Genomic DNA, 22,843 nt, shown 5'->3' on the forward strand with positions numbered 1-22,843 from the left:
AGGCTAATTTCTACCGAGTCATCCGAGCAAAAACTGTAAATCATAATTTCAAACTAACCGTAAAAAATGCCTGCCCATTTTGCAATAGACAGGCTTTCACTAAAAATTGCGATGCAAAAATATAAAAAAATCTTTGCAAATCAAATTACACATCATAATACATGGCAAATTCATAAGGATGAGGACGGAGTGACATCTCAATAACTTCTTTTGATTCTTTGTATTTCAACCAAGCGTCAATTACATCTTCAGTAAATACATTCCCTCGCAAGAGAAATTCATAGTCGTCACGCAATGAATTTAATGCTTCATCCAGACTTGCAGGCGTATGCTTAACATTTTTCAATTCTTCAGGTGGAAGATCATAAATATCTTTATCAAGCGGTTCACCTGGATCAATCTTATTAATCACCCCATCAATACCAGCGAGTAGGAGTGCAGAAAAAGCAAGATAAGGATTACATGCTGGATCCGGACAGCGGTATTCAACCCGTTTTGATTTCGGAGTTATCGTGTACATCGGAATTCTGATTGCGGCACTTCGATTGCGCTGGGAATATGCTAAGTTTACTGGCGCTTCGAATCCAGGGACTAATCTTTTATAAGAATTTGTTGTCGGATTTGTAAATGCGCAGAGAGCTGGTGCGTGTTTCAATAATCCCCCTATGTAATACAGCGCAGTATCACTTAATCCTGCATAATTATTTCCCGAGAATAGTGGTTTACCCTTCTTCCACAAACTCTGATGCACATGCATACCACTGCCATTATCTCCATATAAAGGTTTCGGCATAAATGTTACAGTGAAATTATTTTTGCGAGCTGTGTTTTTTACAACATATTTGAACAGCATTAGTTGGTCAGCAGCTTGAAGCAATTGTGAAAATCGAAGATCAATTTCTGATTGCCCGCCTGTAGCGACTTCGTGATGTTGAGCTTCAACATGGATTCCACAGTTTATAAGATTCATCACCATTTCATTTCTTAAATCGTTCAAAGAGTCAGTCGGCGGAACCGGGAAATACCCTTCTTTCAATCTTGGCTTGTAAGCTAAGTTTGGATATTCCTCTCTCCCTCGATTCCAAACTCCCTCCTGCGAATCCAAAAAGTAATAGCTTGAATTGATAGTCGAATCAAATCTTACATCATTGAAAATAAAAAATTCCGCTTCAGGGCCGAAATAGACTGTATCTGCAATCCCAGTCGACTTCAAAAATAATTCTGCTTTTTGTGCAATACTGCGCGGACACCTCTCATACCTTTCTCTCGTAATTGGCTCAAATACATCGCATATCAAACTTAGCGTTGGAATTTCGATAAAAGGATCAACGATCGCGGTTGTCGGATCTGGTATTATAATCATATCGCTTTCGTTAATTGCTTTCCAACCTCGTATGCTTGATGCATCGAATCCGAATCCGTTTTCAAAAGAAGATTTATTAAATTCAGAAGCAGGTATTGAGAAGTGCTGCCATTGGACGGGAAAATCGATGAACTTGAAATCAATCATTTTAATTTGATTCTTTTTGATAAGTTCAAATACATTGTCAATGGGGGAGAGAGATTTGGGCATATTTTTCCTTTCTTAAATTAGTTCTGTCACCGAATGAAACGTGACAGCAATTTTTTAATTATACTAAGTTCAGGTAAGTAAGCTCATTTTAACAGTTTGAACTTCCTTAAGCGTTGTTAAGACAATATTTGTTTTTGTACCGGTGACTCCAGACCAGGCTTGTATCTTCGATAAAATTTTTTCAAGAGAAGAAGTATCTTTTGTTACGACTTTCAGTAGATGTGAGCCGTCTCCAGTAATCGAGTGGCATTCTAAAATTTCGTTTTCTGCATCAGCTTTCTTTGTAAATGAATCATAATATTTTGATGATTCCATAAAGACAAAAATAAATGCAGTTACATCATAACCTGCAGATTTGGAATCGACAATAGCTGCATATTGCTTTATCAATCCACGATCCTCAATTTTTTTTAGTCGCTCACTTACTGCCGGAATAGTGAGACCGACTTTCTCTGCGATTGCATTTCGTTTTATCCTCGCATTATCTTGAAGAAGGTTAATTATTTGAATATCAATTTCATCAATTGTGTGCATCAATACCTCATTGCAAAATCTTTATTATAGTTAAAGTTGTTTGTCGCTCGCATTTAATCTCAGAGATTTAATCAACTGCAGTTCGTGATCTTTTTAATAAATATCTACAAAAATTTTATGTAACTGAATGGTTTTGATGTTACAAGGATAAAAAACTTCCTAAATTACCTAATTTTATATCCAAACCTTATTTCTTTAGCTAAAAAGTAAAGAAATTTTATCAATTATACAATATTTATTTAAGTTAATCGCCCTGATTGCTTAAGATATTAAGGCAATTTTTATAATTTGGTTTAATAGATAATTCTTTTAGAGAATTAAACGAATTCGTTTTATTTGGATGAATTACTTTTGCTTACGAATTTTTTCTTTTTCTTTTTTCCTGTCGTAGATTTTTTTAGATGCGACTTTTTTTGGGGTCTGTTTCGGAAGGGGGATTCTAAGCTTCTTTTTCTTTACTTTTTTCTGTTTCATATAATCGAGCCTGCAGCCCTCACTGCAGGCTCTGTACAGTTAAATTTACTTTTGATAAATCATTTTTAATGCAGAACGGTAATTTGATGTCGATAATTCAACTAAATAAATTCCACTATTAAGTCCATCTGCAATAAACGGAATAGTGTGATGACCAGGATTTATTATGCCTTCGAATAAAGTTTTAACCTCCCTGCCAAGCCAATCAAACACTTTCAAACTAATGCTTTGCGTATTCGGAATATCAAATTTAATGTTCGTTGTTGGATTAAAAGGATTAGGATAATTATAATATAGTTTAAATTGTGTTGGAACAGATTCACAAATGACAATATCTGTTAAGACAACTTTAATTTTCCTGATGAGACTATATTCGCCCCATCCTGCGGCATTTGCGGCACGAACACGCCACCAGTATTCTTGATTATCAACAAATCCTGTTTTAACAGAAAATGTATCCACTATACTGGAATCAACTATTGCAGTAGCCATTGTTGGACTAGTGTCAATTTCAAATTGGTATTTTGTAACTTCGGGTTCGCCCTCTAACCATGAAAAAGTAACACTTGAAGTATTCAGCGTCGCATTATCTGCCGGTTCAGTGAGCAAAATCAACGATGGTGCTAGTGGGATTGTTTTAAATTTCCAAGTATTTGACCAATCACTTGTTCCCCAAGTTTCTTTTGCTTTAACTCTCCAATAAAACCAAGTCGAGCGTTCTAATTTACTCATCATCTTGACTGTATCTGTAAGAGTAGAATCAGAAAAGACAATAGTATTAAAATCTATATCTTTAGCTACCTGCAAATGGTAAGTTACAGCTGAAGCAGGAACATCTTGTTTTATGCTGCGATTAGCTTGGGTCAAAACTCTCCGCCAAGAAAGAGTTGCATTTAGAGGAAGATTTGTAGCATTATTCTGCGGATAACTTAGTATTGGTGCAGCTAATGAGATTTGCGCTCTCCTCATGGCAGCTTGCAGTGCGCTCTTTGTTTCAACAACTTGAATAAAAACAACAACTTGTGAGTTCTTAATATCCCAGCCGGAATTCCAAGTTATGTTTCGGTTAAAAGTTTTTGTTTCATTTGGATTGATAGTGAATACTTCTCCATTTGCATCGGGATACATTTTTCTCATCACTTGGTGGTGAACTGGATCACCATTCGTACCAGTATAATTTAATTCATTTTCAACAACTAATGTCTGCAGAACAAGTGTACCAGTTGGAATAGGATTATTATCTGAAGTCACAACTATACTTAATGTTCCTCCTGTTGTTGAATTAAGATCACCATTAATGTCAATCGTAAATTGACTCGGTACCGACATTTGATTAATTATTAAACTTGGCCAATTACTGTATGATGATCCACCATTGATTGTACCATCAATCCTTGCATGAGGGACAGACGAAACTGAATAATAATTTTTTCTTGCCAGGTTTTCGGTTGGGTTTGCGTGGTAATAAGGATCGTTACCAGGTGACGGCCAATACATATGATATTTAATTATTGCTACACGATCTTTATTCGCATATGACTTTATCCAATTGTCGAAATATTGATTGGCAGGAACACAAGGCGGACAAGTTGTGCTTGTGAACTGTTCCATTAATACAACTCTATCAGAACTATATGATGATTGAACCCCTGCCAATGAAATTACAAGAAGAAGAATTATTTTGGGCCACATATAATTACTCCATTTTTTAAATATTACTTGTTAATGTCATTCTAAAACCACTGAACGGATACACTTGTCTGCAAATACCATTTGAACAAACAACTCCCCCCCTTTCATCTCCAAACGCAAGAATCAAAAGGTGGTTCGTACCGAATCTATAACTTCCTTCAACAATAATCCAATTCTTTTTACTTTCGGGTTCGAAATCGCTGGAAGTAAATTCCCATTTAATCCCTAAAGAAATACTAGGTGACTTGGATACTGCAATTGCAAATAACTGGTTAAAATATCTTTCCGAAATCGGAAATCTTTTTACCCATTGACTTTCTGAGATAAATTTTAAACTCCAACTTCCTGAAAGAACGTGTTGAATTTCCATTGGAATAGTTGTCAGTCTTGTCGGTTGAATTTTTGAAAGCGGATTTAAAATATCGTAGACCGTTGCGCTCCTTCTATTAAATGCTAACCGTATATAGTTCTCAAAATTGTCATCGAGGATATATTCGACGTCGAAGTAAATTTCCCAGAATGGATCCCTTTTCTCGGATAATGACGGGAATAAACTACTCCAGGATTCAATCTTGCTAAGCTTAAATGTCATTGGATCTAAATCGTATTCATAATGACGACTTGAAATGGCAATATTACCATTTAATGTGGTTTGTGAATTGAGTGAAAGGAATGCATCTATTTGAAATCCGACTTCATCGTTAAAGTCTGTAATATGAGGATATCTTTTGAGTAAAGAGAATAAATGTTCTTTGTGAACAATAGGTGGATTTTGGAATGACAACATTGCTGTCGACCTGAAAGGATCACTTCGTAGAAACTGATCAACAATATCAAATCTGTAATCTTTATATTCAAAGGTAATCCCGAAACCATCTCCCGAGTGAGTAAGCGAAGAATAGAAAGCACTCCCTCTGGAGCTATCTTTCCCGGAAATCGAAGTAAATTTAGTTGCATACGATGCGTATAAATCAAAATCGAATAAACTTAATCTAAAGAAATATTCTGGGATTTTTACGATTGTAGTATCAGTCGTGGTAACTATGTTCGGGAGTTTATTCTCCGACCAAACAAAGTTTCCCCCGAAACTAAAAAAATCCGCAGGAATTAATCTCAAAGATGCTGCTCGAATTTTATATTTTTCTATTCTCTTATCTTCCGTTAAAATTGTTGACGGGACTAAAAAATCAATATCACCTCCAACTAATTCAGATTTCAGAAATGAATTCGAATATCCGATCTTAATTCCTTCAAGATTCGAATCATAACCTAAAGGCCTTTCTTCAAAAAGATTCAGCGATAATCCCCTTGAAAATAATGTATATAAATCACCTGCTCGAATGCTTAATCCTTCTTTTTCAAATTCAATATATTTTTTCCTAATACCTTTATACGGCAATCCATACTCCGGCGGATTGCTGACCTCAAGCCGGAATCCGAGTGTAAAATTAGAGAGAAAGAATCTTGCATCAGTATAATTTTCAAAATATTCCTTCTTTATTTTCGAGACAAAACCTCCTTCACCGAAATTTTCAAAGCCGGTCCCAAATTGAAAATTATTTGAAATTGAAGAAGATAATGATTGAGCGAAGCTAAGATAATTTGTGACTAATATTGCAGGAATGATTAAAACCAGTTTTAAGATTTTCATGCTAAGAATTGTTGATTTGATGTTGAGATTCGTTACTCGTTTTGAAGTATTTTTACTATATCTTGTTCAATAAATTTTTCATCACCAGGGAGATAACCTGTGCGCGTTTTTGCAATCTTGCCCGACTTATCAATAAGAATTGAATATGGCAGACTTTGACCATTTAATTTTTCAAACACTTTCGAATTAGGATCGAGTAAGCAAGGCATTGTAAAATTTTGTGAAGAGAAAAACGATTTTACCTTTGCTAGACTACGTGGTGTATCAATGCTGATCGCTAATAGAGTAAATCCTTTTTCGCTGTACTTTTCATATATCGCCTGCATGGTTTTTAATTCTGCTCTGCACGGTTGACACCATAACGCCCAAAAGTTAATATAGACAGGACCTTTATCAGTAAACTCTGAAAGCATTCGGTTCTTACCATTTAGATCTTCGAGAGAAAAATTTAAAGAGGTATTTTGGGCTTGAGAGAATTGAAATGAAATAAGAAGATACCAAATCAACATATATTTATAAACCACTTGCAATCTCCTCAATGATTTGTTTTGGGTGCAATATAGAAGAGTGGAAATTATATTCCAACCAGAATTTTGCACAAAAAAGCTCGATTATTTTGCGTAATCAAGCTTTTTGAAATAATCCACTAGAATCTAATACTGATTGAAAAATGTTGTGTATAATCAAGTAATCCGAAATCTTGATATGCATAATCGAAGTTCACACCAAGATTATTTGTGAAGTCGTACTTAATTCCTGCACCGAGTGTTAAACCTTCTTCTGAATTTATTAGGAGAAGAGATTTATAACCTGCACGAAGCGAAATAAAGTTTCCGAATGTATATTCGGCTCCGACATTGATACTTTCGGCATTATCATTTGGATGCAACGCATCTGCACCAACAGTAAATTTATGAGTTGAAGTGTTTAGCAAATCCATAGCAACGCCAACTCGAAATAGCAATGGAAGCGGATAAGAATCTGTATTCAGACTCGCAAGAACTTGATCGTTGTTACCATAAATATTCGGATCGACATCGTATAAGATCAGCAAATCTTTTCCGCTTAAGCGCATATCTGTTCCGAAGTTGGAAATTGTCGCACCGATTCGTAAGCCCATCAGATCCGAAGTGAAGAGTGTTCCCACATCAAATGCGATAGCATCAGCAGAGCTGTTCCAAATACTCTGGTTAATATATTTTACACTTCCACCAATTGAAAATCTATCCGTCAGATTGTAAGCATAGGAGAGAGCAATTGACATATCTCTTGCACCGAAAAATTCACCTGTACCATCCTGCTCGCGCATGGTTGTAACTTCCATTTTTCCGTAATCAAGATAAGTCAGACTTAATCCAACAGTTCCTAATCCATCCAGATTAATTTTTGCACCTGCCCAATTGAATGTGATATCAGCAAACCATTGAGTATGAGAAAAAAGGACTTCATTGTTTTGAGTTACAGCCGCACCGGCAGGATTCCAATATAATGCTGTTACATCATTGGCTGTAGCAGCAATTGCTCCTCCCATTGAAACAGCACGTGGTCCAATTCCAACATTTAAGAATGGAGCTGCGGTTGATCCAACTTTCGTTTGTCCGAAGAGAGATCCAATAATTAAAACTAAAAAAATTATTAAATACTTTTTCATTGCTGTCTCCATTATTTAATGAGGGCGAATTTGCCCGTTTTCGTTCCGATTTGAGGAGCTTCAACCACATAAACATACACTCCAAATGCAACGTCCATATTTTCTTCAGTCCGCAAATTCCAGAAGACATCTCCCACATATAAATCATTCTGATACAAAGTTTTTATCAATTCACCTCTAACTGTGAAAATAGAAACTTTTGAGCCAGGCGGAACATACGTAAACCGGATTTCTCTCTCACCACGTCCACTAGTTTGAGTGCTCAACAATCTTGCCTCAGCCTGATGGGTAACTACGTATGGATTCGGTACGACTTTAATTCTATCCAATTCTGATTTCGCAGTATCGATATCGATCTTCGCCCCCTTGGTTGTGAAATAGAACTCATCGTTTCGGCTGAAAGGTTTTTTTGTAACCAAATCAAACTTTGTTCCTGCAGTAGTATCATTCAACAGAATATTTGCTTCATTATAAAATATATTTACTCGCCAAGTACGATAGACTTTACCGCTGATTTCTTCCTTAAAATATATATTGTGAACCGTGCTTACCGTTCCAGTTCTGAAATAAACGAATCTAATATACTTTCCTGTTGTTATATTTTTGATTTTAAAATTAACCGGACGAGCTGGTATTATATTAGTTGGCGTAACCGGGAAAAGAGTATCAGCAATTGAAGTATCAACTACAGCATTCGAGAATTCAAATTGATAATCGTACGGCATTCTTATTCCATTATATGCTGAGCCGGGACCGGTTGCTGTCCAAAAGAATGGTGCGAAAACAGGTCTTTGAATACTTGGGTGGGTTTTACCTGTAAATCTCGTTTTAATAGTATCGAGTATTATTTCTGAATCATTGTAAAGGTGAATTCTGAAACCATGTGCAATTGGAGTTTGTCCATTGAACTTCGTTTCGTGTTGAACAAGTGTATCGTGTGATGCTGTGAATACCGTAGTGTCCGATAAGAAACGAACTCCATTTATATAAATTGTATCTCCTTTAGGAATAGTTATACTTTCTCCAGGTTTAACTAATAACGTTGTCTTAGTTTTTGGTATAAAGATTGTGTCGGGGGTTTGCAGATCAATCAGCGACCAATCCTTTGTATAACCTTGAAGTGCTGTGTCAGCGAATACTATCTTATAATTAAACCCGTTTTTGATTGCGGCATCATCAACAATTTCTGCTTCACCTGTTCCAGTTCCAATAAATACGGGAGATTTCGTAAAGGTCGAGTAATTTGCATTGGTGTATCCTATTGGCCTTCCACCAGGAGTGATGTAGCCTGTATTGTCATCAATTAAAATTTGACCGGTACTTGTTTTAAAAATGAACTTAGAATTTTCAGTCGGGAATATATCAAGCTTCTCGGCTCCTCGATCATACGCACAAACTGCATAAAAGTAAGTCTGCCCTTTTATAACACTTGAATCAACCCACTTATTCACTAAGCCGGTGTTCGATCCCATGTAAAAGGTCGTTCCGCCAAGCTGAGAGAGTAATGCTGCAGATGGATAAAAATATCCTTGAATACTGTCGACAAGATCAAACTGTGCAAGCGGTTTATCGAACGATAAAACACCAACCGCATTAGTAATTGAACGTGCATCTTGAAAACCTGCATCAGTTGCACGATAAATTTTGTATCCTTGAAAATCCTTAAGTTTAGTTATTAAATCTTTTGAAGATTCGGTTGGTTTACCATCCCAATAAATTACAACATTTCCATTGTCCTGTGTGATAGTAATTTTTGGTTTTTTCGGCGGTTGAGGAAACTTATAGCCAGCATTATAAATTTGCTGAACAATTCGCTTATTTCCAAGAATGTCTTTATAATCTTCCCCGAAAAGGATTGATATTGAAAATCTTTCAGTCTTCTGCGGAGGAAGAGGAAAATAACCTGAGCCGTAAATAAAATCGCCATCTTGCGGTAAAGATGGAATAACATCGAATCGGCCCGGAAACATTCTTGACCAGAGAAGTTCGTCATCTTTCATACTCGGTGACGCAGCTTGATTGAAAAAGTTGAAGTTTGTTAGTCCAATTTGATCCGATTCATCAACATCAGTTTTTCCAAAATTTGGTTCACCTTGATCCGGCTTCCCATTTTTTTCTGTTCCATCTGGATCAGGGCCAATGTAGCCATCGTCATCAGGTCCGACGCCATCAGAACCCACATCATCAACCAATGGATCCCAATCGCCATCTTCATCTCCAGACCAATGTGTTGTTAGTATCACACTTCCATCAGCAAGCCGAATCCAGCTTGTTTTAGGAACGCCGGCATCATTATCTCGCTTTTCGTCAATCAGTGGATCCGTTGTTCCTGCACCCGTTCGGTAGTTTTTGTATTTCAATCCATCAAGTCCATTTGTTTGGCGAGCAGATAAATGAACGGATTCATTCTCGTCAATTAGTCCATCCAAATCGTTATCAATTCCATCTAAAGCAGAACGATGAGGAACTGCAACACCATTAACGATTTGTGAAATGTGTCCTTCTCTGAAATAAGTAACACCGGGATTAATGATAAATCGAACACCCAATGAATAAAGGGTATCAATTGTGGACTTGACTGTATAAATACTTCTTTCATAAGTATATGGATCGATCAATACAATTTTATCACCAGCTTTATATGAGATAGAATCAAAATCAGTTTTAACAAATTTTGGTGAATTAGGATCGGGAGAATCCGCATCATTATCTATTCCATCAAAAGGATTGCCGGGAGATTCAAGAAACGCATAACCAACATACCCAACTTTTTGTCCTTTATTACCGCGATTATCGCTATCCCAAGAATAAGTAATCCAATCGCGAACATCAAAAAAACCAAGATCATCACCGCTATCTCCATCTCCTCCGGCAAGAGTTCCGACAACAGTTCCAAATGCAGATTTTCGGTAAGTGGTTTTTCCCTCATTCTTTATATCATATAGCCAAAAAATTGCATCTTCAGCGAGGAAACTTGACCACTGAAATCCCCGTACGGTCATTAATAAACCCATTCCTTTTCGAGTCAGATCAGTACTATCGGGATTGAAAAAACCATTGAACTCATCATCATTATTATCATCTGCTTTGAAATAACTTTCTTGGTCTGCATTCATTATTCCTCGTCCAAAATATCCATTCCACTGAGTCTTACCTTCCTTATCTTTCCAAGTGGGCTGGTCTCTCCATCCCTCAATAGGCCAGGATTTGGGAAGATGGCTCATTGCAACCGACTCGTAAGTTGGATTTAGAAATCCTGGAATCGGATTGAATCCCCAGAAATATCCTAATGTTGGATGTTTTTCATTCGCTTGATCGACTCTTGGACCACGCGAAATTGTTACTGAATGAAGTGTATCCCCTCGCTTATTGATGAACTCCACCCCAATTAATGGAATAAGATCGCCAATATAATTTTCGCCGGAACCAAGCGGCCACTCACCTCGAATATCCCTTCCTATATTGAAGCCTGCTATCTGTCCATCATTATAAAACGATATTCCAGTTCTATTTCCAGTATGATAGCCAATCTTCAATAGAGTCGGATCTCCCCTTTGAGCAGAACTTTCAGACCTGAACATGCAAAGGAGTAAAAGACTAATTATTAAAACAAATTTTTTCATACTCAAAAACCTTAAGATTAAAATGTATATGATATTCCGAATTCGATTCTTCTTGGTTCAGAGAAGAAGCCAGGATTTGTATATAGATCATCAATAGTATTGTAATACAATCTCGGTCGAATTCTTTCGGCTTCAAGTTTTCCAAATGTAAAGAATGGATCACCAGTATCACCATAGATCACTCGAGGATTATTTAAATCTAGGACATTAAAAACTCTTAAAAATAATGTCAGCGTCGAATTTCCAATTACAAAATCCTTATATCCTCTTAAATCAAGGTTGAAAATGCTCGGTTTGTTACCACTGTTCCTTGGAAAAGCATTTTGAGCTACACGGGTGTTTTTATTCACCTGCGGAGTGTAAGGTTGTCCAGAATAAAGATTTCCAATTATGGAGAATCCAAAGTCTCGGGGTTTTGTATAAGCAACAATCAGATTTAACGTGTGAGTTTGATCCCAATCTAGCGGTGCGATAAAAGTTTCTGGAACAGCACCTCCAAGTACAGCGTTTCTTGCATCGGCAGGATTTGATGCATTTCCTTTTGTAACTGAATAGGTATAATCCAAGTTTGTTGCAAGTCCGCCTGAGAATCTTTTTTCAAATCGGAGTGTAATACCTCGAGAAAACCCAAAATCAGAATTTGCATATTTTGAATACCCGCGTGCACCTCCGAAGACGAGAATTTCTTCAGTTTGTGTTCCAGTTAAATTCCGGAAATCTTCAAAGAACATCGTAATATCAACAGAAATATCATTTCCAATTTGCTGCTGAACACCAATTTCTCCTTTAACCGTTTTTTGCGGTTCGAGGTCGGCATTACCAATTAAACCTTGATTTCCGGATCCGATGCCAAGTTCAAAATCTGGATTTGCATATAATAATTCATAAGCAGGTAATTGAAGAAAATGTCCATACGAAAAATGAATCACTCCTTTATCGGTTATTGGATAAGCGATACCAATTCTCGGACTAAACTGATACTTAACGGAAGCATTTTTGTACCAATATTTAAGTCTGTCATCGTAAGTTTTCGTTTTCTCACCGACATCCTGCACACCATTATTATTTATATCATCGAATTGATTATTTGGCTTAATTGGATCGTTGATATTCGGATCAGTTGGATCAGCTAAAATTTTGCCATCGGGATCAAATAAATCAAAACGTACACCTGCGTTTATTATCATATTGAACATCTCAAACTTAGTTTGAACGTATCCTGCTGCTTCTAATGGTTTATTAAGATACCTATCATGATATTGAGTTGTAAGTGATGGAATATAGACGTTAAAAGGTTTTACTTTATTACCGACAGAATCGAGCATAGGCTGAAGACTTACATTTTCAAAATAGATTTGATGCTGTTTAAAATCCGCTCCAAATTTCAAAGCGATTTCCTGAGAGAGCTGAGAAGTCCAATCAAATCTTCCCGACCAAGTACTTGTATTACGGACAAATCTGCTTGTGTTTGTTCCGCCAGTGCTAAAGCTGTAAGGAGGGTTCTGAATTAGATCATTGTCAACATAAAGCGTTGGTCTAGTTGGGTCACCAGTATAAATATTTTCATATAGATAATGTCTGTAATCTTTAAAGAAGTAAGAAAGATTTAAAGTATAAAATGTCCAATTCGAAATAGCATGATTCACAGAAAAAGTATTGGAGTAGCCCTTTCTGAATCTTTGAAGATTATTATCCGGATTTAATTGTTGATTATTATCATAGTCCTTATAGTTCTGAAAGTCGAGAATATAGTTGTATCCAAATTTTAATGTAGGAAGTAATCGATAAGTAATTTTTCCCTGTCCGTAAATTCTTTCATTAGGATTCATCGAAACAAAAGCTTTATCACCGCTTGAAGGAACAAAAAAGCTATCCGTTGTCACTTCTCTTGAGACATCGGTTGGGAGAAAAATTCTTTGTCCATATAAATAACCTGTATTGTAAAAGTATCGTGCATTGGTGAAAAAGAAAAGTTTATCATGAAAGATTGGCCCGCTTAAACTTCCGTCAATATTTCTGATAGAGATTGGATCTAATTCTTTAATGTTACTAAATATTTTATTTTCTGAGATGTGATCGCCGCTGTAAAATTGAATATTTCCATTGAAATCATTATCACCGTCTTTTGTTACAATGTTTACAATTCCCGACATTGCTTGACCGTATTCTGCATTGAATGCACCACTCACAACTTGTAATTCCTGAATTGAATTAGTTCCAACATCAATTACAGTACTTCCATCGTATGCATCTGTAACTGTTACACCATCGATTTGATAAGCAAGCTGCCCTTTTCGTCCGCCCCTAACGTGAATATCACCACCTGCAGAAACTGTAACGCCAGCTTGAAGAGTTAGAACGTCTCTGATTTCAGTTACTGGAAGTTCTGTTATTAGATCTGAGCCTACAACAGCAGTAGTAGCAGTTAAATCCTTTTGAACAAGTGGACGTGTCGCAGTAACAACGACTTCTTGTTCAAGTTCAACCGTCTTTTCACGAATTTCAAAATCTATTTTAGTTGTAAGATCTATTGATACTTTTACATTTGTGATAATTTTTGTTTCGTACCCAACAACGGAAGCACGTACTGTATATATTCCAGGTGGTACGTTAATAATTGTATAGTACCCATCAAGATTTGTCGCCGCTCCAAACGAAGTTCCTTCCACTAAAACATTTGCAAAAGGAATTCCATCTTCAGATTTGAAATCTGTAACGCGGCCAGCAATTTTACCTGTAGTACCCATCGAATAAGATTCAAGTACAAACAGGACGATAAAGAGTAAAGCGTACAATATTTTATTGCGTGAAGGAATAAACATCAAGACCTCCAAGTCAGTTTAATTCAAACTTAAAAAGCTATTTTTTGTTTTTAAGAACAGTTTTTTTCCGGTTACCGAAAAATAAAATCCTAAATAATGCTCATCATTATTTAGTTCAAACTTACTTAATATTTCAAATTCATTGGAAAGATTGTAATAGAAGACCTGTGTTCCAAGACGAATCAGCAAATGAAATCTTTCATCAAGAAAATAACCTGAAATTATATTTCCATTCGGAATTGAATATCTCTTGATTAGTTGAGCTCCATCCAATGAATAAACTTGGTTTGCTGAAAAAATATATTTGTCGCTTCCACCAAATCGATCTTCAATCAGCACATTTTTAATTTCAGAAATTATTTTTTTTTCATATCGCAATAGAACTGGATCGAATTCACTTTCAAAATTGTAAGCAGATATTAATAATGAATTATTATCTGATATAACTGCACGATGAATATTTGTGTATCCGATCGAAGTTCTGTTAATGAGATTTAACTCTTTATCAAAAGTAAAGATTTCTGATTTGTGATCTAAACCGCTCAAAACAACAAAGATATCCTCATCGCCATTAACTAGAAATCCCCGCCTCTCCATATTAATAACTAAATTCTTTTCTAGGAAAATACTTCTTTCAGAGTTTTTAGTTATTTTTTTTATTTCACTCGTAGTTGAAGAAAAAAGCCAAACAGCTCCAGCATTATCAATAGAAATCAATGGTATGTTTTCTTCATACTGTAATGCAAGTTTTTTGTTATAAATCGATTGAAAATTATTCTCGAAGACAAGGATATTAATTGTTGAGATTTCATTCTTTGAGCCAAAATAATACTCTAAAAGAGCGAAGTAACTTTTATCACCGCTTAAAATAAAATTAATATTCGTTCTAGGGCTCAATTTGTATTCATTTACAACTTTCTTATTAATAATAAAATTTACTTTGTCTTCAACTTTCTCAATAACCCTCACTTGATCATTTTCTATGTCATCATACAAGAAGTGATTTTCAGATTTATGAAGCTTTAATTGCCCAAAAAGTATTAAGGGAGTAAGAAAAAATAATCCCACTAACTTTATTGTTCTGACATTCCTTAATTTCATATTTAATTATAATATTTTAAAAAAAATATTGGGATTCAAGTAAGAATATTTAGTATTTCAATTTAAAATAAAAAAAGGAGTGATCTCTCACTCCTTTTGTTGAAAAAAAGCATTTTTACTTCAATAGATTCATTTTTTTCATTTCAACAAACTTACCGGCTGTCATTCGGTAGAAATACACTCCAGAGGAAAGATTTTCAGCATAATATTTTAGCGAATAGTTACCTTGAGATTTAATCTCATCCATTGGTGTGTCAATCAATCTGCCAAGCATATCATATATCTCAATCTTCACTTTTGTCATCTCCGGAACTGAATAACTGATTGTTGTCGAAGGATTAAATGGATTCGGATAATTTTGAGTTAAAGCAAAATCTGCCGGAAACTTTTCATCGTCAACACCAACAGGAGGTCTGATAGCAAAAGTACTATTACTGACATCATTGAGACTAGAATTGGTGAACGATTCTACTTTAACCTTACAAGCGAGAGTACTTCCAGGACTTGGTATAGAAACAGGTACTTTCCAAACATATGATCCGGTATTCGAAACATTTGAAGCAATTATGGTTGAATATGTAGTCCCACCATCAATGGATAACAAGATGTTCACATTCCCAGAGAAATTTTCAGAAGTCCAAAGAATAGAATAAGTCGAATCTCGGTACCATTCCTCGCCGCCATTCGGATAAGTGACCGTTATACTCGGAATAACAATGTCTGTTTGTATTGTAAAGTTCGCATCACTTGCATCGAAAATCAATGGATTTGATACTGATTCAATAAGTATCCTGCATTGAGTAGATTGGTAAGCAGTTGAAACGACCCATGAATAATAACCGGAATTTGTAATATCTGAAGCAATCATGACATCATAAGATGTTCCATCATTTGTGGAAAGCTTGATATTCACATTTCCTGAGAATCCTTCTCCGGTCCAATGAATTGTTTTTGATGAATTATGCAACCACGTTTCACCACCATTTGGTGAATGTACATACATTCCTGTCGATGGTGTAAAATTGTAAATCAAGAGTGAGTAAAGGTCTGCAACATAAATCGTATTACTATTCACATCGATCCTCGTTGCATTTCCTGGTGTATTGATAGAGGCTGACCTCATTGGATAATAGCTGTTTTGAACGTTTAAAACCTCTAATCCGTCGATCCCATCAGCAACATAAGCATAATTATTAGCTACTTTAACTCCTCGTGCATCACCTTCTGTATTAAATGTGGATGTTACGAAAGGTGAAGTATAATTAGAAATATCTATAATTCTTAATCCAAGAGAACCGGCAGCTATATAAATGTAATTATTTAAATTAATACCGGCGTATCCACCCGAATTATGAAATCCTAATTCGGACAGAGTAAAATTCGGGTTAAGTCTTAAAACTCGGAAACCGAAATTATTATTTGTGACGAATGCGAGTGTATCGCGACTCGTTACATCACTATATGAAAATATTGGAATTGGTCCAGTTGAATACCTAAATTTCTCGGTAATACTTTCAACATTCTTGATCTCGAGAACGGATACGCCTGCCAAGTTTCCTCCCACAACATAAGCAACTGAATCGCTTGGGACCGAAACTCTAAATGGTGCGTAAAATTGGCCTGCATATGTATACTCACCTCTCAAATATGGATTTACAGGATTCGATATATTCAATATTTGAAACGATCTAGAGCAAGCTATATAAAGAAAACTGTCCCTCGATGCCATTCCATTAATCCCTCCGCCTCCTGTATAATTTCCAACTAAAGCAGGAGCCGCTGGATTCGAGACATCAAAAACATGTAAGCCTCTCAATGTGGTAGCTACAAAAAGATAGTTGCCTTTCGAAAGAATGTCGGATACATAACCGGATGAAATATAGTTTGAAGTCAGGCTAATAGTAGGAAGTGCACTGATATCATAGATTTGGAAACTATTTCCATTTGCAACATAAAGGTGATTAACTGATTGAACTGCAGAATAAGCATTAACCTCTACTGGTGAAGTATGATTTACTGCAAAAGATGGATTAGCTGGATTGAATAGATTATATACATTAAATCCATTCACTTTATTAGATACAAACAAGTTATTTCCATTATATGATACAGAAAAAGCAAATCCGGCCGATGCATCAATATCGACACCAACAGGATTACTTGGATTAGTAACATCTACAGTGACCAATCCTCCTTCATTGCCTGCGATATATGCATAGTTGTTTTTAACAGCAACATCCCAAAAAACAGAAGCTGATGGATGAGTATATTTTCCCAATCTTTGTAAGGCAGACTTGTTTGTCGCATTAAATAAGATTAATCCACTGTCTCCCGCGGAAACATATGCAATAGTATCCTTCACATCAACAGATACAACATTGTAGCCTGATAAGACACTACTTACCAATGTTGGAGAACTGGGAGTCGAAATATTTATTACTTTCATTCCACCGTTCCAATCAGCTAAATATGCATATCCGCCCGAAACTTTCAGTGAAAGACTCGAGTCAGAAGTTGCAAGTGTGCCAATTAAGGAAGGATTAGATTTGTCGGCAACACTAAATACTAACAAGCCACTTTTTCCTCCCGCTACATATGCATAGTCTCCAACTACTTCAACACCAGTTAGATTGTTGAAAGTATTGTAATAACCTGCAATCTCTGGAGCGGTTTTGTTAGTGACGTCCAATATTAAGAATCGCTGTGAAGTTACGATATAAGCATAGTTTCCCACGACCTGGACATCATAATATTCATTATTTAATAAAAACTCCTTAACCTTTGAAAGGTTCTGGGAAAATAGTTGAGATATTACAATTAAATAGATTAAGCTAAACAGTTTGATAAATTGCCTCATTAAATGTCTCCTAAATACTTAAAAAATAAATTCATTCTTAATAATATTATGAATTATAATCGATTATAGCAATTGATTTTTCACATTTACTCCCAAATATCAAATTAGTTTCTCTCACCAAATTTTTAAAACTATTCAATTTACTATCGGAATTTTTTTTCTTTTTTTTAGTTACGAAGAAAAAAAAAGGGCAGCCATTTTATGACTGCCCTGATCTAAATAATCTAAGGATGAATTATTTCATCAAGATCATTTTTCTGGTTTCAATGGAATTACCAGCTTGAATCTTGTAGAAATATACTCCACTCGCATTATTTGAAGCATTCCAAACAACCGCTCTGCGGCCAGCATTTTGAACTTCATTAACCAAAGTTTTAATGTGCTGTCCTAAAGCATTGTAAACATCTACCTTAACATAGTCATTCTTTGGAAGATTGTAAACAATCACAGTTGAAGGATTGAATGGATTCGGGAAATTTTGCTCAATCGAGAATTCACTCGGTAATACATCAGCTATATCATTATTATCAACACCAGTCGTTTTGGTGAATCCAGGAGTCATTTCAAGATACACTGACCACACACCAGAAATTGCCCAATCATACAAGAAGGTTGAGTCTGCAACTAATGGATCAGTAGTGGTCTTTGTCTTCATGTTGTAATTGAAGATTGCTCCATTGGTAATAGCATCTTTCAATCTGAAATTATAAGTTTTTGGCAATAAAGCAGGATACCACATCAATCTGAATGGGAACCTACCTTGTACATGCATTTTCCAACGGAAACTGTCGCCATGAGGACGAATATCAGTCTGTGAGAATCTTGGAACGCCAAACGTCGTATCGATTACAAATGCAGAGCCGAATACTATTGGATCAGCTGGCATTGCATAAAGTAATTCACCTAATGCTGGATCAAAACCGTTTGTTGCGGAACTGTTCATTCCGAATTTCACATTTGTATTGTTCGAAAATGTATTCCATTCACGAACATTCATTGTGTAATCCCAATTTGGATTGACTTGTAACTGACAAGTAGCAGTTCTGGTTAATTCAGGTGTACCACCTTTACCTGTTACAGTAATGGTGTAGGTACCTGGAGCGGTTGCCCCAGTCGTGACTACATTCAACGTGACACTGTTACCGGTTGTACTTGCACTCGAGAATGAGAATGTTGCACCGGCAATAGCTGGCGAGACAGAAATATTAGCAGGGCTGAAATTGACAGCTGCAGTAAAGTTTGTTCTCGTTATGTTAACTGTGTACGAAGTTGATTCGGTTTTCCAGATTGTACGAGTAGCTGGTGTAACTGCTAACGTAAAGTTTGGAACTTGTCTTACATGAACAAAAAGAACCGTATCAGCTAATTTCGTACCGTCACGTCCTTCTAATAAATACCTGAACGCACCACCTAATGGAAGCGTTACAGGGAGAGCTGCAGTATGCGTAACTGCTAAAACGCTCATACTCTTGTTTGGACGACCAGTACCAACTGGATTATCATTTGGAGTATAGGTGAAGTTACCTACACGATCAGAAAACGCTTTAAGATTTACTGGTTTATTGTGTTTATTAAATCTCCAAACTTCAACATTGTTTGTGAATGCGCTTGTGTTTGCTTCTAAATACAACGTATCTGGATTTGGAACTAGCATAAAATCATCAGGTACCAATCCTGAAAAGGTTTTTGTCTGTGCACAAGTACCACCACTTCTTGAGGTATAAGAAGCAGTTGCACTCATGTTGTAAATTCCTTCTAATAATTTCGGATCTGTATCCTTGACATAAACCGACATGAATGCAGTATCTGCAGTTGTAGGATTTGGAGAGAATCCTCCAGAAAATCCAGTTGATGCAATAACTGAGTTTGTAGGTACGCCAGTGATAGTATAACTCATATTTACATTTTTATTAAAACCATTAAGTTTGGTGATCGCAAACTTAGATGGGCTATCAAATCCTTTTTCTAAGAACATCGTGTTAGCTGGAAGTCTCGGGAAATATTGAGTATTCAGGGGGATCATATTTCCTAAGGTGAAATCCGAAACTGCGAATGAATTAAGAACAGTATTATTCGTTGCATCAACTTCCAACGTACCAGTTGGCGGATAGACCACTAACCTAAAATTAGTTGTTGGGTAAGTCAAAGCTTGGGTAGTAGTTCCGGTGTTTGTACCAGTTAGAGCGTTCCATGAGGTATCTGCTGCTGATGCTTGTGTTCTTGTACCACCATCAACAACTTTGGTTAAACCGACAAAGAAATCATATTTATATGAATATGGATATGTATTATTTGGTGGATTTTTCGCTCCAGCATAAACCCAAGGGATAAAGTTTTCACACTTAACTGGATCGGTAATGAAAGCACCCGAAACGCCATTCCTTAATTGAATTGCGCCAGCAAAGACATCGAGCGTTACGATTTCTTTTAACATAACATTATCAAAATAAACTCCATATGCTCTATCGGCATCAATACCAGCAGTACCGCCAACAAGAGTTGGTGGAGTATTACGTCCAACGAATCCAAATCGCAGATCGATTATTTGATTTACTGTTGTGTTAATATATGTTCCTAAAGTAACTGAAGCAGATGCCCATCGAGATGAGTCGCCAGTTCCGCCATAAATCTTAACCCAAGCAGGGCTTCCGAGAACTTTTACAGCAACATAGAAACTGTCTGAATTAATTAATGGAAATTGTCTAATAGCATTCATATAATAATCAAATGTCAAGACAACTGGATTTGTAGTTGCGGCTAAAGATATACCTCTTTTGTCCATCCATGTATGAACGCCTGCAACGTAAGTTGATTCATAGTTTGATGGTGCTGTAGTGTGTAATGAAGAGCGACGTGTTGCGTAAGCACTCCATTCACCAGTTTTCCATCTGTTTCTGTTTGGCCCAAACTCAAATCTGCCTCCACCGAGAGCATTATCTGGTGCCCAACTTGGATCGGTTCCAATACCTCTCGTCCAGTTACCTGTATCCCACCATCCGAAACCTTCAAATTGCTCATTTAAATAATTAGGTCTTTGAGCAAAGGAGGTTGATGTTAGGATCAACACAGAAACGAAAACATTGAAAAACAGTATAGTTTTTAGATACCTCATTTTATCTCCTAAGGTTGTTTATTAATATTTTTATACTCTTATTTCACTTGAAAGCTTACGTGAATATAGAGGTTAAATTATTTTTTGTCAAGAATTTTGTTTTAATTCAAGAGTTATTTTTAAAGTTTTTTTATTGCCTGACAACCCAAACTTTTACTTTGGGGCTCACATCAGGGTGTAATTTTATTAGGACACTGTAAATGCCTAAAGTTTTGATTTGTTCTTCGATATCAATCTTCTTTTTGTCAATTTCAAAGCCTTTTTCCGCTAGTGCTTCTGAGATCATCTGGGTGGTTACAGTTCCGAATATTTTATCCTCTTCACCGACTTGAACAGGAATTGATATTGAAATTTTTTCTAGTTCACTCGATAACTTTTCAGCGGCTTTTTTCTCTTTTAAAATTTTCTGTGAAAATCTTTTTTTCTCCTCTTCAAGAGCTTTAAGATTTCCGGCAGTTGCTTCGTAAACGAGGTTTTTTGGAATTAAAAAATTTCTTGCGTAGCCGTCCTTAACATCAACAATGTCTCCAATCTTTCCAAGTGTTTCGAAATTTTCTCTTAATATCACTTTCATAAATTATTCTCCTATCTCACCGTATCAGCTACATAGGGTAAGAGTGCAATATGCCTTGCTCTTTTGATTGCTGTTACTAATTCTCTTTGATGTAAAGAACAAGTTCCAGTAATTCTCTTCGGAATTATTTTTCCTTGCTCTGAAATAAATTTTCCAAGTTTTCTGTCGTCTTTGTAATCGATGTACTTATCGCTTCCTTCACAAAATCTGCAAACGCGTTTCTTTTGTATTTTCAATTTTAACTCCATTCAAAATTATGATTTTTTTTCTTCATTTAAAAGTTCACTCTCTTTTGGAGAAAGAAACTTGTCAAATGAATCGTCTGTATAGTTTGTATCATCTTCATCTTCAGAAATTACCGATGGTTCGTCATCAAGTTCATCCGTACCTTTTATTCTTTTATTTAAGAACTGGATTCTTCTTGCCTTTATTTCAACTATGCTTCGATTATGTCCGTCATCATTTTTCCAACTTCTGCTTTGAAGCTCGCCGTCTATCAAAACAGCACTCCCCTTTCTTAATCTATCTTTACAGCTGTCAGCAAGTTTGTTCCAAGCAACAATTCCGACATAACAGACATCTTCTTGCCATTTACCATCGTTTTTATATTTTCTATTTGATGCTATAGTAAAATTAACAACAGGTGTTCCATTTGTAGTCTGACGAAATACTGGATCTTTTGTTAAGTTTCCAGCTATAATAACTGCATTCAATTCGGGCATTTTGAGATCTGCCATTGCATTCACTCCTCTCTGAGTTTAGTTATTGTTACTAATATCTTTTTCATCAATGTTTAATGTGACATTTTCGAAATCTTCGATATCTTCTTCAACAGTTGGATCAGCAACAATCTTTGCAGTTTCCAAATACTCAAGTGCCAACTTATCTAATTTTACAGAAAGATAACGAAGTATTTGTTCGTCAATTTCCAGAGTACGTTCGAATTTACGAACGAAGTTAACATCCGCTTCATATCTGAAAATTAAATAATACCCGGTACGAACTTTTTTTATTTGATATGCCATTCTCTTTCTTCCCCATTTCTCTACCTTAACAATATTGACGTTGTTATTTTTGAGAAAATCTTCATACTTTTTTTGAATGGCATCAAGCACCTCATCTTCGAATGAAGCACTAATAATCACAACTGATTCATAAGTTCTGATTTTATTTTCCATT

General features: G+C 36.0%; 15 protein-coding genes. All 15 read right to left on the reverse strand.

The window, feature by feature from the left end:
- Positions 1 to 145: 145 nt before the first annotated feature.
- Entirely contained in the window at positions 146 to 1,573 is a 1,428-nt protein-coding gene (glnA, locus tag FJ213_03410) for a type I glutamate--ammonia ligase (protein MBM4175210.1), read from the reverse strand.
- Between the two features lie 69 nt (positions 1,574 to 1,642).
- Positions 1,643 to 2,110 (reverse strand): Lrp/AsnC family transcriptional regulator, encoded by a 468-nt coding sequence (locus FJ213_03415; GenBank protein ID MBM4175211.1) that lies wholly within the window; start codon positions 2,108 to 2,110, stop codon positions 1,643 to 1,645.
- Positions 2,111 to 2,626: 516 nt separating this feature from the next.
- Positions 2,627 to 4,273 (reverse strand): Omp28-related outer membrane protein, encoded by a 1,647-nt coding sequence (locus FJ213_03420; protein ID MBM4175212.1) that lies wholly within the window; start codon positions 4,271 to 4,273, stop codon positions 2,627 to 2,629.
- A gap of 16 nt (positions 4,274 to 4,289) precedes the next feature.
- Positions 4,290 to 5,924 (reverse strand): hypothetical protein, encoded by a 1,635-nt coding sequence (locus FJ213_03425; protein MBM4175213.1) that lies wholly within the window; start codon positions 5,922 to 5,924, stop codon positions 4,290 to 4,292.
- Between the two features lie 32 nt (positions 5,925 to 5,956).
- Positions 5,957 to 6,448 carry a TlpA family protein disulfide reductase gene (locus FJ213_03430; protein ID MBM4175214.1) on the reverse strand — a complete coding sequence of 164 codons (492 nt, stop codon included), beginning with the start codon at positions 6,446 to 6,448 and terminating at the stop codon, positions 5,957 to 5,959.
- A gap of 122 nt (positions 6,449 to 6,570) precedes the next feature.
- The gene (locus tag FJ213_03435; protein ID MBM4175215.1) at positions 6,571 to 7,587 is read right to left on the reverse strand and encodes a UPF0164 family protein; all 1,017 of its coding nucleotides are present in this window, start codon (positions 7,585 to 7,587) and stop codon (positions 6,571 to 6,573) included.
- Positions 7,587 to 11,198 carry a hypothetical protein gene (locus tag FJ213_03440; protein MBM4175216.1) on the reverse strand — a complete coding sequence of 1,204 codons (3,612 nt, stop codon included), beginning with the start codon at positions 11,196 to 11,198 and terminating at the stop codon, positions 7,587 to 7,589. Before FJ213_03440 ends, FJ213_03435 begins: the two co-directional genes overlap by 1 nt.
- Positions 11,199 to 11,215: 17 nt before the next feature.
- Positions 11,216 to 14,020, reverse strand: coding sequence for a TonB-dependent receptor (locus FJ213_03445; protein ID MBM4175217.1), 2,805 nt, complete (start codon positions 14,018 to 14,020; stop codon positions 11,216 to 11,218).
- A gap of 18 nt (positions 14,021 to 14,038) precedes the next feature.
- Entirely contained in the window at positions 14,039 to 15,121 is a 1,083-nt protein-coding gene (locus FJ213_03450) for a hypothetical protein (protein ID MBM4175218.1), read from the reverse strand.
- A 115-nt stretch (positions 15,122 to 15,236) separates the two neighbouring features.
- Entirely contained in the window at positions 15,237 to 17,978 is a 2,742-nt protein-coding gene (locus FJ213_03455; protein ID MBM4175219.1) for a T9SS type A sorting domain-containing protein, read from the reverse strand.
- A gap of 235 nt (positions 17,979 to 18,213) precedes the next feature.
- Entirely contained in the window at positions 18,214 to 21,090 is a 2,877-nt protein-coding gene (locus FJ213_03460; GenBank protein MBM4175220.1) for a T9SS type A sorting domain-containing protein, read from the reverse strand.
- Between the two features lie 130 nt (positions 21,091 to 21,220).
- Positions 21,221 to 21,664 (reverse strand): 50S ribosomal protein L9, encoded by a 444-nt coding sequence (locus FJ213_03465; GenBank protein ID MBM4175221.1) that lies wholly within the window; start codon positions 21,662 to 21,664, stop codon positions 21,221 to 21,223.
- Between the two features lie 11 nt (positions 21,665 to 21,675).
- Complete coding sequence (gene rpsR, locus FJ213_03470) at positions 21,676 to 21,912, reverse strand: 30S ribosomal protein S18 (protein MBM4175222.1); 237 nt, start codon at positions 21,910 to 21,912, stop codon at positions 21,676 to 21,678.
- 6 nt (positions 21,913 to 21,918) lie between these two features.
- Positions 21,919 to 22,401, reverse strand: coding sequence for a single-stranded DNA-binding protein (locus tag FJ213_03475; protein ID MBM4175223.1), 483 nt, complete (start codon positions 22,399 to 22,401; stop codon positions 21,919 to 21,921).
- 21 nt (positions 22,402 to 22,422) lie between these two features.
- Positions 22,423 to 22,842, reverse strand: coding sequence for a 30S ribosomal protein S6 (rpsF, locus tag FJ213_03480; GenBank protein ID MBM4175224.1), 420 nt, complete (start codon positions 22,840 to 22,842; stop codon positions 22,423 to 22,425).
- Position 22,843: the final 1 nt, after the last annotated feature.

The sequence above is a fragment of the Ignavibacteria bacterium genome (assembly GCA_016873845.1).
Classification (GTDB): Bacteria; Bacteroidota; Ignavibacteria; order Ch128b; family Ch128b; genus JAHJVF01.